Here is a 13,470-nt window from a genome sequence, read left to right on the forward strand (position 1 = left end):
TACGTAAAAGCGCTCGTGTTAGTAGATAACTTTTACTTTTTTAGCGCACTCGACAGCCTCATCGATTGCTGTCTCTAGAGATCTACGCTTAGTAAGTACAACGCCTAAACGACGACGGCCATCAATATCTGGTTTTCCAAAGAGGCGGATTTGAGTTTGTGGAAGACTTAAAGCTTCATCAAGGCCTTGGTAACGGATATCGTTAGAGGTGCCTTGGCAGAGAACAACAGCGGAAGCTGCAGGACCGTATTGGGTGATGCCGTTAATTGGTAGGCCGGTAAAAGCACGCACGTGTAATGCAAACTCCGACATGTCTTGAGAAATCAGTGTGACTAGACCTGTATCATGTGGGCGAGGTGATACTTCATTGAAAATAACTTTATCGCCCTTAACAAACAGTTCTACACCAAAAAGACCATAGCCACCCAGCGCGTTAACCACTTGCTCCGCCGTATATTCTGCCGCTTTTATTGCATTAGCTGACATCGCCTGAGGCTGCCAAGATTCGCGGTAATCACCATCCTCTTGACGGTGACCCACAGGAGCACAAAAGTGAACGCCATCAACAGCGCGTACGGTCAATAACGTAATTTCATAATCGAAATCGATAAAGCCTTCAACAATGACTCGACCTGCGCCAGTTCGGCCACCTTCTTGAGCATAGGTCCAGGCTTTCTCAATGTCGGATTCTGACTTGATGACACTTTGTCCTTTACCAGAAGAACTCATGACTGGTTTCACTACACATGGTACACCGACATTTTCTACAGCCACTTTAAAGTCTTCGTAGCTGTCTGCAAATTGGTAAGGAGAGGTGTTCAGGCCGAGTTCTTCAGCCGCCAGTCTACGGATACCTTCACGATTCATGGTTAGCTTGGTTGCATTCGCAGTAGGAACAACGTTTAAGCCTTTACTTTCTAACTCGACTAGCTTGTCCGTTGCAATGGCTTCGATTTCCGGTACTACGTAAGCGGGTTGTTCTTTATTGATAATGGCTTCTAGTGCTTCGCCGTCCAACATATCGAGAACATAACTTCTGTGAGCAACTTGCATTGCAGGGGCGTCAGCATATCGGTCACAAGCGATGACTTCTAAGCCTAGTCGTTGGCATTCAATGGCAACTTCTTTACCTAATTCACCAGAGCCTAAAAGTAAAACACGTGTAGCATTTTCACGAGTAGCAGTACCAAACATAGAGTGTCCTTGAGCATTCATGAGGAAGAATTTCGGGGGATCATACTGGATTATTTCAGGAAAGCAAACGTTTGCGCGAGATTTTATTATCAGTATAAATTTTGGCCTAAAAAAGCCCCGCATGAGCGAGGCTAAACGATATCAGGGAGTTGCAGCGCTAAATTGAGACGTATTCTAATTGGATATCTGGGTCAATGGCCTCAAGTGTTGCTTGAGTGTCTGCAAGGTGACTGATTTTACCTTTGGACACTTCAGCCAGCGCTACTAGTTGAATGTCTTCAAAGTTTTGACCAGCTAGAAGCAACTGAACAAACGCTACCTGTAATGGTGGAAGGCTAGGATTAAATGCTGCGTTCTCAGCATATGCCCCTTGGTAGACAGAGCCATCTTTCATTGCGATAGCAACACCACTTAGATTTTGAGTATAAGGTGAATGACTGCGATTTAACGCTTCTACTGCAGATACGACGAGCGCATTGGTTTCGTCAGTAGTTAAAGCGTGAGCTAATGGGCTCATTAACCCTTCGGTAATACCAAGATCTTTAGGTCCAAAGGACTCTGGTAAATATTCTTGTAGCGTCATTGCATCGCGCTGTGGCAATTGAATAACTAGCTTGTCCGCAGTGGTCAGCTCGTTCATAAATTGGCGGCAGTGACCACAAGGACTAAAGTTAATCGTGATATCTTTAAGTCCAGTTTCACCCTTCATCCAAGCGTGGCTGATAGCGGATTGCTCTGCGTGAACTGTTTGACCAAGTTGTGCCCCAATGATCTCCATGTTTGCGCCGAAGTACAGTTTGCCTGATGTCCCACGTGCAATTGCGCCAACAAAAAACTCAGAGATAGGTGCATATGAATAGGCTGCGGCTAAAGGCAGCAAGGCGACGCGAAGCTCATCATCTTCTAGGCCAGAAAGAACAAGCAGTTGTTCAAACTGCTCTTGCGATAGCGTTGCATCGAATTCTGGCTTATTAATGATAGGTTTTAGATAGTTAACGATCTGCTCTGGCATATCTGCAAGCGCTGACTCAAAACGATCTGTCATGCTGTGTCCTTTATTTTTTGCGGTTTACTGACATTCTATGCAAGTTAGCCAGAAATAATGGTGATGGTGATCACAAATAAAAATGCAATGAATGCAATGTTTCAGCAATAAGAGTGATGTCACACAATTTGTAGCCAGTAAACGACGAGTTTTACTGGCTATACAGTCCTGAAGTGTTAAGCAATAACAGTCCCAAACCAGAGGGAGAATGCGAACATAGACGGGGCAAGAATGGAGGTGATAACGCCACAAACAACGAGAGCAAGTGAGCTGAATGCCGCGTCTCTAGGATCTTTCTCTGCGCAAGTGGCTGTGCCAAGAGCGTGAGATACCGTGCCCATGGTTAATCCTTTTGCAATGGGATGCGTGACACCGAGTAAGTTGTAAATTGGGTACGCTAATATCGCACCAAATAATCCGACGAGTAACACTAGAATGGCTGCAATGGCCGGCTCCCCACCTAAATGGCTTGAAACTTCCATTGCGATAGGCGTGGTGACCGATTTACCCAACAAACTAGCGATGAGTTGCATGTCGGCGCCTAACCATACAGCGAGCATTGAAGCCGTGAACATGGAAGCAACACTGCCAACACCACATGCTAACGCGATTATTCTCCAATTAGCACGTATTTGCGGGAGTTGCTCATAGAGCGGATAGGCAAGTGCAACCACTGCGGGTTGTAGCAGATAGCTGATCCACTCGTTGTCCGCGTAATACGTGTCAAACGGCACTTTAAGGTACGTGAGTAAAGGAATCATAATCGCAATACTGAGGAGTAGCGGATTAAACAGTGGATTCTTTACTTTCTGAGAAATAAAACGGGCAACAAAGAAAACGACGATAGTAACTAGCAGCCACATATTAGCTATCTCCCTTCTTTAAGAATCGATCAAGGAAGACGGAGAGTGCGGTCAGAACAATAAGTGTACCGCCAATAGCACCGGCTAAGATCGGCAGAGCGTTAGCAATCAACATATCGAAATGGTTCATTAACCCGACACTAATGGGAACGAACAACAAAATCATATAACGAATGAACACGTGAGCACCCGGTTGAACGAGTTTAACCGGGATAACTCCGCCCGCCATCGCCGCAAATAACAGTAACATGCCAAATATACTGCCAGGCACGGACACATCGAGTAAATGTTGGATGGTATTTCCGATAAATAGGGCAACGAAAATAATAGCGAACGATAGTATATAGTGAAGCGCGGTTTTGAGCATGGCTTCCTCTTAGTATAAAAAGTAACGACTCTCCTTAAGTGCAGCCAAAAGAATGAATCCTGAGGTTTAGCTGCACGGTCACTACATGGCTGGAGAAGTTAAGAAACGAGACGCTCCACGTAGCGGTAGACGGATTTTAGTATGGCGAGTTTCTTCTCGTCAGACTCATGTTCGTGAACTAAGTTTTCCATATTTAGCATATAGCTTTCAATACGACTTTCGAAAAACTCACGACAATGGTTTGCCCAGCGAGCTTGTTCCGTTTCATCAAGGCTCCATGGGAAATTGCGTGCACGGTACCTGAATAGCAGCGGTTCAATACGAGGATCACTAAAACTAATGTCTAATGCAGATAGATTGTTTGGGTCCGTTTCGCGAATAATATCCATCGCGCTCTTGTCTGCTGGCGAGAAAAAGCCGCTGTAGAGCTGAGTATCTACGTCGCCATCATTCTCAAACTCGCGCTCAATACTATAAAGTCCGATCAGTTTTTCACGGATCTCTGGATGTTGTTTGATTAGGGCTAGGTTCTTCAAACACTGCTCTCTGTCAATGCCAATGGACTCTGCATTTTCCGCTGTGAGCGTTTTGGCTGGCGCGAGAATAGGGCACTTGTTGAGATGAATAAGTTTAAGCGGGACAGGTTTCTCGTCCGGTGCGAGTTCATCATGTCGGGTGTATAGGCGCTGATGTAATGCATCAACATCTAAATCTAATAGTGGTTGTGGGTCTTTGGCCAGATCAGCAACGATAACCGCATTTTGATTGGTTGGGTGCCACGCGATAGGTACTACCCAACTGGTATATTGGCACTCTTTACCTAACATTCCAGATACATGCATCAAGGGTGTCATGTTCACGATATCGACGAGTTCGTTTAGTTTTCGCTTTTGACGCATCGAATAAAAGTAGTCAAACAATTTTGGTTGCGCGGCCTTTACTTTTTTGGCTAGTTCTATCGTTGCAATAACGTCTGCCATGGCATCGTGAGCATTTTCGTGTTCGATACCATTAGCAACAGAGAGATGTTCAAGTTTAAAACTGGTAAACCCTTCGTCATTCTCCGGCCATTCAATTCCTTCAGGGCGGAGTGCGTGGCATGCGCGCATAACATCCAATAAATCCCAACGTGAGTTACCGTTCTGCCAACTCCATGCGTAAGGATCGATGAAGTTACGATAACAGGTATAACGAGTTACCTCATCGTCAAAGCGAATGCTGTTGTAACCAAGGCTTGTTGTGTTTGGTGTGGCTAGTTCGTGATGAATCTTAGCAATGAACTCTGGTTCTGAGAGCCCTTTCTCCTGACAAAGTTGTGGTGTGATACCTGTGATTAATGCTGCTTCGGGAGAAGGTAAGTAGTCCGATGGTGGCTGGCAGTAAATAACCAATGGCTCACCAATGATATTAAAGTTCTCATCCGTCCGTACACCCGCAAACTGACAAGGTCTGTCCTTAGCAGGGCTCACTCCCCATGTTTCATAATCGAAAAAGAAATAAGTGGGTTGGTGTTGGGACATTAGAAATGGTTCCTTAAATCATAGACTAAGCATGATGAAATGATGCTTGAATAACTCTTATTAGACCACCCGAGAGAGTGTATGGCAACGAACATTGAGCATTCTCAGCGGTATTATCCACGTGATGCGGGTGTTTTATTTCTTTCAGTATTTACCTCGCTTTCGTTTAGCTGTTTTATCATACAGTGGAATAGTGCATGGACATTTGGACGTCTAGACGTTGACATGTCTTAATGGCGGCATTATGCTGCACGCCTTCCTGTTATTGCTGCCACTTTTGATATGACCAAAACGAATAAAAACAACCAATCTATTGTTCCTTCACCTATAGCACTGCTTCCTCTTGTGCTATTCCTGACATTATTTATAGGTGTAGGGACCTATTTATCCTTACAAGGTGTAGATTTCGCGTTTTATCAACTTCCTGCGCCAATTGCTGCATTACCAGCGGTGTTTTTGGCGATCGTTTTAAGTAAAGAAACACTCAACAACGCTATTGAGCAGTTTATTAAAGGTGTGGGGCATCAGGATATCATTGCCATGTGCATGATTTATTTGTTAGCGGGTGCGTTTGCTGCCGTAGCGAAAGCCTCTGGAGGTGTTGATGCGACAGTGAATCTCGGGTTATCAGCCATTCCAACAAGCATGATTCTTCCTGGTATATTCCTTATTTCAGCTTTCATTGCGACTGCAATGGGGACATCAATGGGTACTATAGCCGCCGTTGCCCCTGTTGCACTCGGTATTGCAGAATCTGCGGGCATGAGCGTTCCACTGACTGCGGGTGTCGTACTAAGTGGCGCTATGTTTGGTGATAACTTATCTATTATTTCCGACACAACCATAGCTGCGACACGTTCGCAAGGGTGTGAAATGAAAGATAAATTTAAAGAAAATATACGTATTGCTATTCCTGCAGCGTTTATTGCTTTAGTGATTTTCGCATTGAATAGTTCTGCGACTCAGTTACCGGAAACTGGAGACATTGAGTGGTTTAAAGTCATGCCTTACATTGCGATTTTGGTATTGGCCGTCTCTGGATTAAACGTATTTGTTGTTTTAACCGTAGGTATTCTGCTAGCGGGTACGGTAAGTTTGACCTCTGTTGAGGGCTACCAACTGACAAGCTTTGCTCAAGATATCTATGCTGGCTTTGGCAACATGCAAGAAATCTTCTTATTGTCTATGTTAATTGGTGGGCTGAGTGAGCTAATGCGTCGTCAAGGCGGTTTAGCATTTCTAACGCAAGTTATTACTAAAGTGATTCGTAAGTTTGGGTCAACGCATTCAACGCAAGCAAACAGAAAGGCGAGTGAGTTCGGTATTGCAGGCTTAGTCTCTCTGGTAAATTTGTGTACGGCAAACAATACCGTAGCCATTATCGTCTCTGGTAGCGTGGCTCGAGAATTAGCTCAAGAAAACAAAGTAACCGCACGACGCTCAGCAAGCCTACTTGATATCTATTCATGTGTAATTCAAGGAATACTGCCTTATGGTGCTCAAGTGTTACTGCTTGGCTCCGTGTTCCAATTATCGCCTTTAGAAGTGGTTTCCAACTCCTATTACTGCTTCGCATTAGCATTATCAGCGGTAGTAGCGATCGTGTTAAAACCACGCGCGAAGCAAGCAACATTTTGCGAAGAGAGACACGTATAGCAACCTTATAGTTGAAAGGCTAAACCGCCAATTTTGATAATAAGTAAGGCTTCATTATATGGAGCCTTTGCTTTATTGGCGGAACTCACAATCTCCAAACCTGTCCAAATACCGTCAGATAAAACGCCTCTATTTGCAGGTTATGCTGCTTTATTAATCGATATGTTATTAACTATCGTAGAATATTGACTTTGCTTTAAAGTGCTGTTTTATTGAAGGAAGAAGGCAAGCAAATGTGCGTGTGTTTCTTTTCTTACGATCTCGATTTAAATCCGCCATGAGGAAGTAGCATGTCTGAATTACAAATTATCAAAGCCGATTACTCTGCAGTACCAGATCTATGTAACATGTTTCTAGATGCCTACGCTGATAATGAAGCGATGCAAGCAGCATTACGCCAAGACGAGGTGGCTGACTTCGCACATGATTGTTACTGGCGTTGGGCGGTTGGCGAGTGGGGGTTAGCCGGTGGTGAAGTGTACACCACTCCTGAGCGCGATGGTTGCGTTATTATGCGCTCACCAGGCAAGCACCAGCCGGATGTGATGCAAAAAATGGAGATTCTATCCATTGTTACGCGCATGATGGGCTCGTGCAAAATTGAATTGGCAAAAGAAGTCTGCGAACAAATGCTAGCAGTGCCACCGTTGCAAGATTGCTATTGGTTGTGGGGTCTAGGGGTATCACCGAAAGCTGGCGGAAAAGGTCTGGCTAGTGCGTTAATCAAAACCGTCACTGACCAAGCAGATGCGGCAGGCAAACCAACCTATGTCGTGGCATCTAGTGAGAAAGTTGTGAAGACTTTTGAACGTCGAGGCTTTGAAGTACTGTCTAAGAGTGAAAATTTCCCATACTGGTTCATGCTTCGACCTGCTCAAAGCTAAAAACAGTTCTCAAAAAAGAGCCTTGGTTAAACCGAGGCTCTTTTTTGCACCTATCCTCAAACGTATAATCATCCACGCTTTTCAATCCGCCTCGCAATGATCTGATGCCCTTTATCTTGTTCAGGGGAACAAATTCAGCCGTGACGCAATTGTGTAACTGCCTGTGTCTGCTAGACAGTGTCTTTCGCTTAATTATTCTTAGATAGCCAGTATTCCCCCTACGATTCAACTTTTTCAATAAAAGTGATGATTGAATTTAAGCTCCTAATTTAACGAAACTATTATCTATTTCAATGCCTTTTTTCTTATGATCTTGTCTTAATAACCCTATAAAAACTCAACTATTATTGGTGTTATTCAAAAATAGTTGAATGAATAGCGTTAAGTATGTATGTTGTTTGTAGATTAATCATATGGAGAGATCAGTAATGGTAGAATTCAAATTGACGCACAAGAAAGCTGAACGTGTTTCAGAAAAAGTCGCTCTTTCTGTCACTAAGTTGCTGAAGTATGTACTCAACCTTTTTTACGGCAAAAAATACGATAAAAGGGCAGTTATTCTGGAAACTATCGCCGCCGTACCTGGAATGGTAGCGGGTATGTTCAATCACTTAAAAGCGCTTAGGCGTATGAGAGACGATGAAGGTTGGATCCGAGAGCTTTTAGACGAGGCTGAAAATGAGCGAATGCACTTAATGATTTTTCTAGATATTGCCAAACCCAGTTGGTTGGAGAGGCTCATAGTTCTACTGGGTCAGGGCGTGTTTATTGTTGTTTACTCGATTATCTATTTACTCTCTTCCAAAGTTGCACATCGAGTTGTAGGTTATTTTGAAGAAGAAGCCTGTAAAAGCTATACAGAATACCTAGAGAAGATAGACGAAGGGTACATAGAGAACATACCGGCTCCCAAAATTGCGATCGATTATTACCAGTTAGCGGACGATGCACTGTTGCGTGATGTTGTTTTAAGAATCAGGCAGGATGAAGCCGGTCACAGAGATAGAAACCACGGGTTTGCTGATGCTTATGAACGTAAAGATTTGCCCTCGCATCTTGCCTAACCAATAAAAAAGACGCTTCGGCGTCTTTTTTATTTAGAACAACGATTTCATTTGTTGTGAGTGAGATGCCTTTGACGTTATCCAATACTTATGGTTTGGGTTACAAAGGTTGAAATAATCTTTGTAACTCAATACTGTAGGTAAAAGTATCTTAACAGAATGGAGGCTGTGATGAATGTTGGAATCTATGTGTATCGTGATGTAGAGGTATTAGACTTTGCTGGGCCTTTTGAAGTCTTTTCTACGGCGAATCGGTTTCTGAACGAAGAAGACAAATGGTCAGTTAGCCTTCTATCTCAAACACAAGGTACCGTCTTAGCAAGAGGTGGTCTTAAAATCCAATCCGACTACTCCATCTACAGTCATCCGGCAATTGATGTACTGATTGTCCCCGGTGGGGTTCATATCCAAGAGATGGAAAACACTCGCGTATTAGATTGGGTGAGAGAGACAGCAGCTAACTCTACGCTTGTGGCTTCTGTGTGTACAGGCGCATTTTTGCTGGCGAAATCGGGTGTCCTTTCTAACCAAACTGTCACGACTCACTGGGAAGATCAAAATGAACTACAACACCTGTTTCCGGGGTTAACCATTATCAATGATACACGTTGGGTAGATTGTGGTGACATTGTCACATCAGCTGGTATTTCTGCTGGGATTGATATGAGCTTGAGGCTGGTTGAAAAATTGCGCGGACGCGACATCGCACTTAAAACAGCAAAACAGATGGAGTTTGATTGGTGTGAACATGGGGTTACTTTATGAGCATTGCTGTAAGACGTTTAACCCACCCAATATCGGAAAATGTGTTAGCACTAGCTGTGTCAGATGAACAGTTGCCTTTTGTGGGTGTAGTATCCGATATTATTCAGAGCAGTTTAGGTTACCCCAAGGAGAGTCAATGGGTAATCTATTCGGGCGAGACTCCTGCAGGTTTTTTCCTACTTGATGAGGCATACCAAGTTACATTAGGAACTACGTTGGAGAATGCTACTGGCCTTCGCGCTTTTTTTATCGATTCGCGGTTTCAGGGTAGAGGTCTCGCTAAGATGTGTTTAAAGCTTATAGTCAAAGAGTTTAACGCTTGGTTGGGCACTGAACACAATGACCTATATTTGACTGTTAACTGTAGAAACAAGGCGGCGTATCAACTTTATTTAGCAGTAGGGTTTATTGATACGAAAGAACTATATCTGGGTGGTCAAGCTGGTCCTCAACACATTATGTGCTTTAAATCAAAGACAACAGATGAAATTGGGCTATGATGCTGCCTTCTGAATTATGTTGTTGAGATAGGTGATTGCTGTGATATCTAAGTTACCTCGTTGGATTGAGTCGGGTGCGTTTGTTCTCTCTTTACTAGCAGGGACAGTGAATGCTGTGGGGCTTATGGGGTTTCAACATCAGGCGATCTCACATTTATCTGGTACTGCAACTCTACTAGGTACTCAACTGATTCACGATTGGTCTCTTGCTGGTCATATGTTCGCAATTATCGTTAGCTTCTTAGTAGGGTCTGCGATTTCTGGTTTATTCATTTCAAATGTGTCGCTAAAACTCGGTCGTCAATACGAGTGGCTTCTTTGCATTGAAAGTCTATTTTTGCTGATCGCCACTTATTTACTACTCAATGGTTCTCAAAGTGGAACCTACTTTGCTTCAGCTGCATGTGGGTTGCAAAACGCCTTGGCAACCACGTTTAGTGGAGCGGTAGTTAGAACGACTCATGTCACTGGTATCGTTACTGATTTGGGAATCATGATTGGTTCGACATTAAGAGGCGAGACATTTGATAAACGAAAAGCCAAGTTGTTTGTCACCATATTAACGGGGTTCATCGTTGGCGGTATAGTGGGTGCTCTGTTATATCGGAATTTAGCGTTTATGGCGCTCGTTGTCCCTGCGGCAGCATGCCTAGTTTTAGCGTTAGTGTACCGAATTTATCGCAAGAGAATCGCTTATACCAATCGAGCAAGTTAGAGGGAATTTATGAACATTCAATCGATTGATCATCTCGTACTCACAGTTGCTGATTTGCAATCATCTGTGGAGTTTTATGAAACGCTAGGAATGAGATATGAAACATTTGGTGATAATCGGCATGCGCTTCATTTTGGTTCTCAGAAGATCAATCTGCATATCAAAGGGCAAGAGATAGAACCGAAAGCAACCTTTGCAGTGCCAGGAAGTGAAGACTTGTGTTTTGTGATAGACACTCCGGTTGAACAAGCCAAACAGATACTCATTTCTAAAGCTATTGACGTATTCACTGGGCCTGTAAATCGGACAGGCGCCACGGGTAGCATATTATCAATTTATCTGCGCGATCCTGACGGTAATCTCATCGAACTGTGTAACTATCCATAATGGCCATTTCTGGAATAAGTTACGGTATCCAATGACGACAACAACTCAAAAAAAAAACTTACACTGATTAATATTGTTTTAATAGGCTAGCGAATTGTCATGGGTGATATTCTATCTTTTAGTTTGATTGTAATTTTGTTAGTGATGTCACCGGGTCCCAACGGTGTCTTAATTCTCAGAACAACATCTATATACGGAAAGCAATCTGCGACCTGTAATATTCTTGGTTTTATCCTAGCGATGTCTTTGCAAGCGAGCATGGGCATTTTCGGTATTTCTGCGATTTTAATGGGTTCACCACTTTTCTTTGTTGTACTCAAGTATATTGGTGGAGGTTATTTTCTTTATATAGGGGCGAAAATGTTGTTGGGCTCACTTAAGTCTAGCGATACTGCTTTGCCGGAGAAGATTAAACACTACACACAGCCCAAGTGGCGAAAATCAGTTGTTGAAGGGTTTATTACTCAATTTTCAAACCCCAAGGGGATACTGTTTTATCTTGCAGCCTTCCCCCAGTTCTTAGATTTTGAGCACTTCTCTTACATCGATGCTTATACGTTAGTAGCGATACATGGTGTCATGTTGTTTGTTTGGTTTTCTGCTTTGTCATTGTTCATTGCTAAAATGACGGGAAGTATCAAAAATACAAGATTTGGTTGCTGGGTTAACCGAGTAGCTGGTGTTGTGATGATTTATTTTGGTTGTGTTCTATTTATTCAATAGTGACATGATGTGTGGCTTGGAGCCGCTATTTTATTAAGGGAGTTCATAAGGTCTTCTTATTGATTAGCTGTGATTATATCGGTTTTCGATATAATAATGTTTACGAGGACTACACTGAATGTATCGAGATTTACAATAATCTGACAAGTAATGAGTTCCCGTTTAAGTGCGTTGTGGGTTACAAAGGCATTCATTTATCCTAGGAGTAGAAGATTCAAACGAATGAAGCTATCAAAAAGAGAAGGTCGTGTTGTTGGCAGTGCGATAGAACAGTGGCTTGAACAAGGCACTATCAACCAAGAAGAACATGACAAACTGAAAAACAGCTATCAAGTCGCTAGTGTCGATTGGTCACTTATTGCTAAGTATTCATTTTGGATTGCAATTGTTTGCATCGTTTTATCGGTACTTTCCGTGTTGCTTGATGAATGGCTGATTAAACTGCTGGATGAGATATTCTCTGCACCTGACATAGCGAAGAGTGGATTTTTCGCTGCAATATCAGCGGCCTTTTACTTTATTGGCGTAAGACGAAAATCTAAGACGCCGGACAAAGCCTTTAGCAATGAGGCCTTATTTGTACTGGGTATTGTCAGTACTGCTGTGTCGATTTATTTTCTAGGGCAGGTTATTCAAACCAATAGTTTAACCAAGTTAATCCTGCTTGCCTCGCTGGTGTATGGCGTTTTGGGATTGTGGATTCCGTCGCATATTGTTTGGTTGTGTGCGTTACTGTCATTTGGTACTTGGCTTGGTTTTGAAACCTATCAACTAAGCGACGAAGGTTATTTTCTTGGACTTAATTTCCCATTCCGTTATGTGCTTTATGGTTTAGTACTGATAGTAACAAGTACGTTGGCAGTAAAACGTTGGCCATCTAAAGAAGATTTCGCCATCACTACTCGTGCTTTGGGGCTATTTGTGTTCTTTATATCGATGTGGTTAATGTCGGTGTTTGGTAATTATGCGGACTTTAGTGTGTGGAGTAATGTCACTCAGTTCTCTTTGCTGCATTGGTCGATACTATTACTTATTGCGTCTGTTGTAGCTGTGTATCACGGAATGAAGTTTGATGATGAACTTACGCGTGGCTTCGGGCTCATTTTCATCTTCATTAATCTGTACACGCGCTTTATAGAGTACTTCTGGGAAGGTACGCATAAAGCGGTATTTTTTGCTATTTTGGCAACAAGCTTTTGGTTCTTTGGAACGCGTGCTGAGAAGATTTACCGTCTTGGACGTGCAAAAGAGTAATCTGCTTCGTTAGACTCATTTAACAATAGTTTTGGGAGCGTTTATCTTACGCATAAGCTCTCCCAATCGAGCCTCATCATATGCTCACCCGCTGGTGCCATCGACTCGTCGATATCCACTCTTGCTCTTATTTCGATGATTTGATCTGGGTTTAACTGATCCTTTTCGATTTGAATACCATTACGCCAATAGTTGATATCGCCCTCATAACGCTGAGGAACATCAATTTGAAATCGAAACTTCTCAGATGGTAGGCTCGATTCTAAACCACCAAAGTCAGCATTTTTTAAACGCAAAATCACACTACCGTGAGGGATGTTATGAACCAAACGCAGTCGAATCTCACGTAAATCGTAATCTTCGCCAAATGACAGTTCTCCCTCTGCATCAATGACTTCAATTCCACAGCGCGCTGGGATGTCTGCACGGAATCTTAATTGAGCGTCGTTGTTTTCTGCCAAACATGTCGTTGATAGTAGTAACAGAGCTAGAACCCAACAATTAGTGACCAATCTGAACATAAATAAATTCCA

15 protein-coding genes are annotated in these 13,470 nt (G+C 43.0%); 9 read left to right on the forward strand and 6 right to left on the reverse strand.

Features of this window, described 5'->3' with window-relative positions; all coding sequences use genetic code 11:
- Positions 1-18: 18 nt before the first annotated feature.
- The 5 genes from purT to sbcB all read right to left on the reverse strand — a co-directional run bounded on the left by purT (position 19) and on the right by sbcB (position 4,989).
- Positions 19-1,194 (reverse strand): formate-dependent phosphoribosylglycinamide formyltransferase, encoded by a 1,176-nt coding sequence (gene purT, locus VME0621_RS18185; RefSeq protein ID WP_062460582.1) that lies wholly within the window; start codon positions 1,192-1,194, stop codon positions 19-21.
- Between the two features lie 157 nt (positions 1,195-1,351).
- Positions 1,352-2,239: a cytidine deaminase gene (gene cdd / locus VME0621_RS18190; protein WP_062460580.1), complete on the reverse strand. Its 888-nt coding sequence runs from the start codon at positions 2,237-2,239 to the stop codon at positions 1,352-1,354.
- A 176-nt stretch (positions 2,240-2,415) separates the two neighbouring features.
- Positions 2,416-3,102, reverse strand: a complete 687-nt coding sequence (locus VME0621_RS18195) for a CidB/LrgB family autolysis modulator (protein WP_006072457.1) — start codon at positions 3,100-3,102, stop codon at positions 2,416-2,418.
- A 1-nt stretch (position 3,103) separates the two neighbouring features.
- Entirely contained in the window at positions 3,104-3,469 is a 366-nt protein-coding gene (locus tag VME0621_RS18200) for a CidA/LrgA family protein (RefSeq protein WP_006072459.1), read from the reverse strand.
- 98 nt (positions 3,470-3,567) lie between these two features.
- Positions 3,568-4,989 carry an exodeoxyribonuclease I gene (gene sbcB, locus VME0621_RS18205; protein WP_062460577.1) on the reverse strand — a complete coding sequence of 474 codons (1,422 nt, stop codon included), beginning with the start codon at positions 4,987-4,989 and terminating at the stop codon, positions 3,568-3,570.
- A gap of 282 nt (positions 4,990-5,271) precedes the next feature.
- Here sbcB and VME0621_RS18210 point away from each other — a divergent pair, with 282 nt between their 5' ends.
- The 9 genes from VME0621_RS18210 to VME0621_RS18250 all read left to right on the forward strand — a co-directional run bounded on the left by VME0621_RS18210 (position 5,272) and on the right by VME0621_RS18250 (position 12,937).
- Positions 5,272-6,645: a Na+/H+ antiporter NhaC family protein gene (locus VME0621_RS18210; protein WP_062460573.1), complete on the forward strand. Its 1,374-nt coding sequence runs from the start codon at positions 5,272-5,274 to the stop codon at positions 6,643-6,645.
- Between the two features lie 290 nt (positions 6,646-6,935).
- Entirely contained in the window at positions 6,936-7,529 is a 594-nt protein-coding gene (locus VME0621_RS18215) for a GNAT family N-acetyltransferase (protein ID WP_006072464.1), read from the forward strand.
- Between the two features lie 428 nt (positions 7,530-7,957).
- Complete coding sequence (locus VME0621_RS18220; protein ID WP_062460570.1) at positions 7,958-8,593, forward strand: alternative oxidase; 636 nt, start codon at positions 7,958-7,960, stop codon at positions 8,591-8,593.
- A 171-nt stretch (positions 8,594-8,764) separates the two neighbouring features.
- Positions 8,765-9,358, forward strand: coding sequence for a DJ-1/PfpI family protein (locus VME0621_RS18225; RefSeq protein ID WP_062460567.1), 594 nt, complete (start codon positions 8,765-8,767; stop codon positions 9,356-9,358).
- Positions 9,355-9,858, forward strand: coding sequence for a GNAT family N-acetyltransferase (locus tag VME0621_RS18230; protein WP_062460566.1), 504 nt, complete (start codon positions 9,355-9,357; stop codon positions 9,856-9,858). Before VME0621_RS18225 ends, VME0621_RS18230 begins: the two co-directional genes overlap by 4 nt.
- Before the next feature lie 40 nt (positions 9,859-9,898).
- Positions 9,899-10,573, forward strand: coding sequence for a YoaK family protein (locus VME0621_RS18235; protein WP_038222344.1), 675 nt, complete (start codon positions 9,899-9,901; stop codon positions 10,571-10,573).
- A gap of 9 nt (positions 10,574-10,582) precedes the next feature.
- Complete coding sequence (locus tag VME0621_RS18240; RefSeq protein ID WP_062460563.1) at positions 10,583-10,960, forward strand: VOC family protein; 378 nt, start codon at positions 10,583-10,585, stop codon at positions 10,958-10,960.
- 99 nt (positions 10,961-11,059) lie between these two features.
- Complete coding sequence (locus VME0621_RS18245) at positions 11,060-11,683, forward strand: LysE family translocator (RefSeq protein WP_062460560.1); 624 nt, start codon at positions 11,060-11,062, stop codon at positions 11,681-11,683.
- A gap of 222 nt (positions 11,684-11,905) precedes the next feature.
- Positions 11,906-12,937: a DUF2157 domain-containing protein gene (locus VME0621_RS18250; RefSeq protein ID WP_062460557.1), complete on the forward strand. Its 1,032-nt coding sequence runs from the start codon at positions 11,906-11,908 to the stop codon at positions 12,935-12,937.
- 41 nt (positions 12,938-12,978) lie between these two features.
- Here the strand turns inward: VME0621_RS18250 and VME0621_RS26300 are convergent, their stop codons facing one another.
- Positions 12,979-13,458, reverse strand: a complete 480-nt coding sequence (locus VME0621_RS26300; protein ID WP_006071408.1) for a hypothetical protein — start codon at positions 13,456-13,458, stop codon at positions 12,979-12,981.
- Positions 13,459-13,470: the final 12 nt, after the last annotated feature.

The organism is Vibrio mediterranei (assembly GCF_900088415.1).
In the GTDB taxonomy this organism is placed as follows: Bacteria; Pseudomonadota; Gammaproteobacteria; order Enterobacterales; family Vibrionaceae; genus Vibrio; species Vibrio mediterranei.

Bases quoted from the DNA above. Each gene is read 5' to 3' on its own strand.
- VME0621_RS18250 (WP_062460557.1), top strand. From the start codon at position 11,906: ATGAAGCTATCAAAAAGAGAAGGTCGTGTTGTTGGCAGTGCGATAGAA.
- VME0621_RS18220 (WP_062460570.1), top strand. From the start codon at position 7,958: ATGGTAGAATTCAAATTGACGCACAAGAAAGCTGAACGTGTTTCAGAA.
- VME0621_RS18225 (WP_062460567.1), top strand. From the start codon at position 8,765: ATGAATGTTGGAATCTATGTGTATCGTGATGTAGAGGTATTAGACTTT.
- VME0621_RS18195 (WP_006072457.1), bottom strand. From the start codon at position 3,102: ATGTGGCTGCTAGTTACTATCGTCGTTTTCTTTGTTGCCCGTTTTATT.
- cdd (WP_062460580.1), bottom strand. From the start codon at position 2,239: ATGACAGATCGTTTTGAGTCAGCGCTTGCAGATATGCCAGAGCAGATC.
- VME0621_RS18200 (WP_006072459.1), bottom strand. From the start codon at position 3,469: ATGCTCAAAACCGCGCTTCACTATATACTATCGTTCGCTATTATTTTC.
- VME0621_RS18210 (WP_062460573.1), top strand. From the start codon at position 5,272: ATGACCAAAACGAATAAAAACAACCAATCTATTGTTCCTTCACCTATA.
- VME0621_RS18215 (WP_006072464.1), top strand. From the start codon at position 6,936: ATGTCTGAATTACAAATTATCAAAGCCGATTACTCTGCAGTACCAGAT.
- VME0621_RS18245 (WP_062460560.1), top strand. From the start codon at position 11,060: ATGGGTGATATTCTATCTTTTAGTTTGATTGTAATTTTGTTAGTGATG.
- VME0621_RS18240 (WP_062460563.1), top strand. From the start codon at position 10,583: ATGAACATTCAATCGATTGATCATCTCGTACTCACAGTTGCTGATTTG.
- VME0621_RS18230 (WP_062460566.1), top strand. From the start codon at position 9,355: ATGAGCATTGCTGTAAGACGTTTAACCCACCCAATATCGGAAAATGTG.
- sbcB (WP_062460577.1), bottom strand. From the start codon at position 4,989: ATGTCCCAACACCAACCCACTTATTTCTTTTTCGATTATGAAACATGG.
- purT (WP_062460582.1), bottom strand. From the start codon at position 1,194: ATGTTTGGTACTGCTACTCGTGAAAATGCTACACGTGTTTTACTTTTA.
- VME0621_RS26300 (WP_006071408.1), bottom strand. From the start codon at position 13,458: ATGTTCAGATTGGTCACTAATTGTTGGGTTCTAGCTCTGTTACTACTA.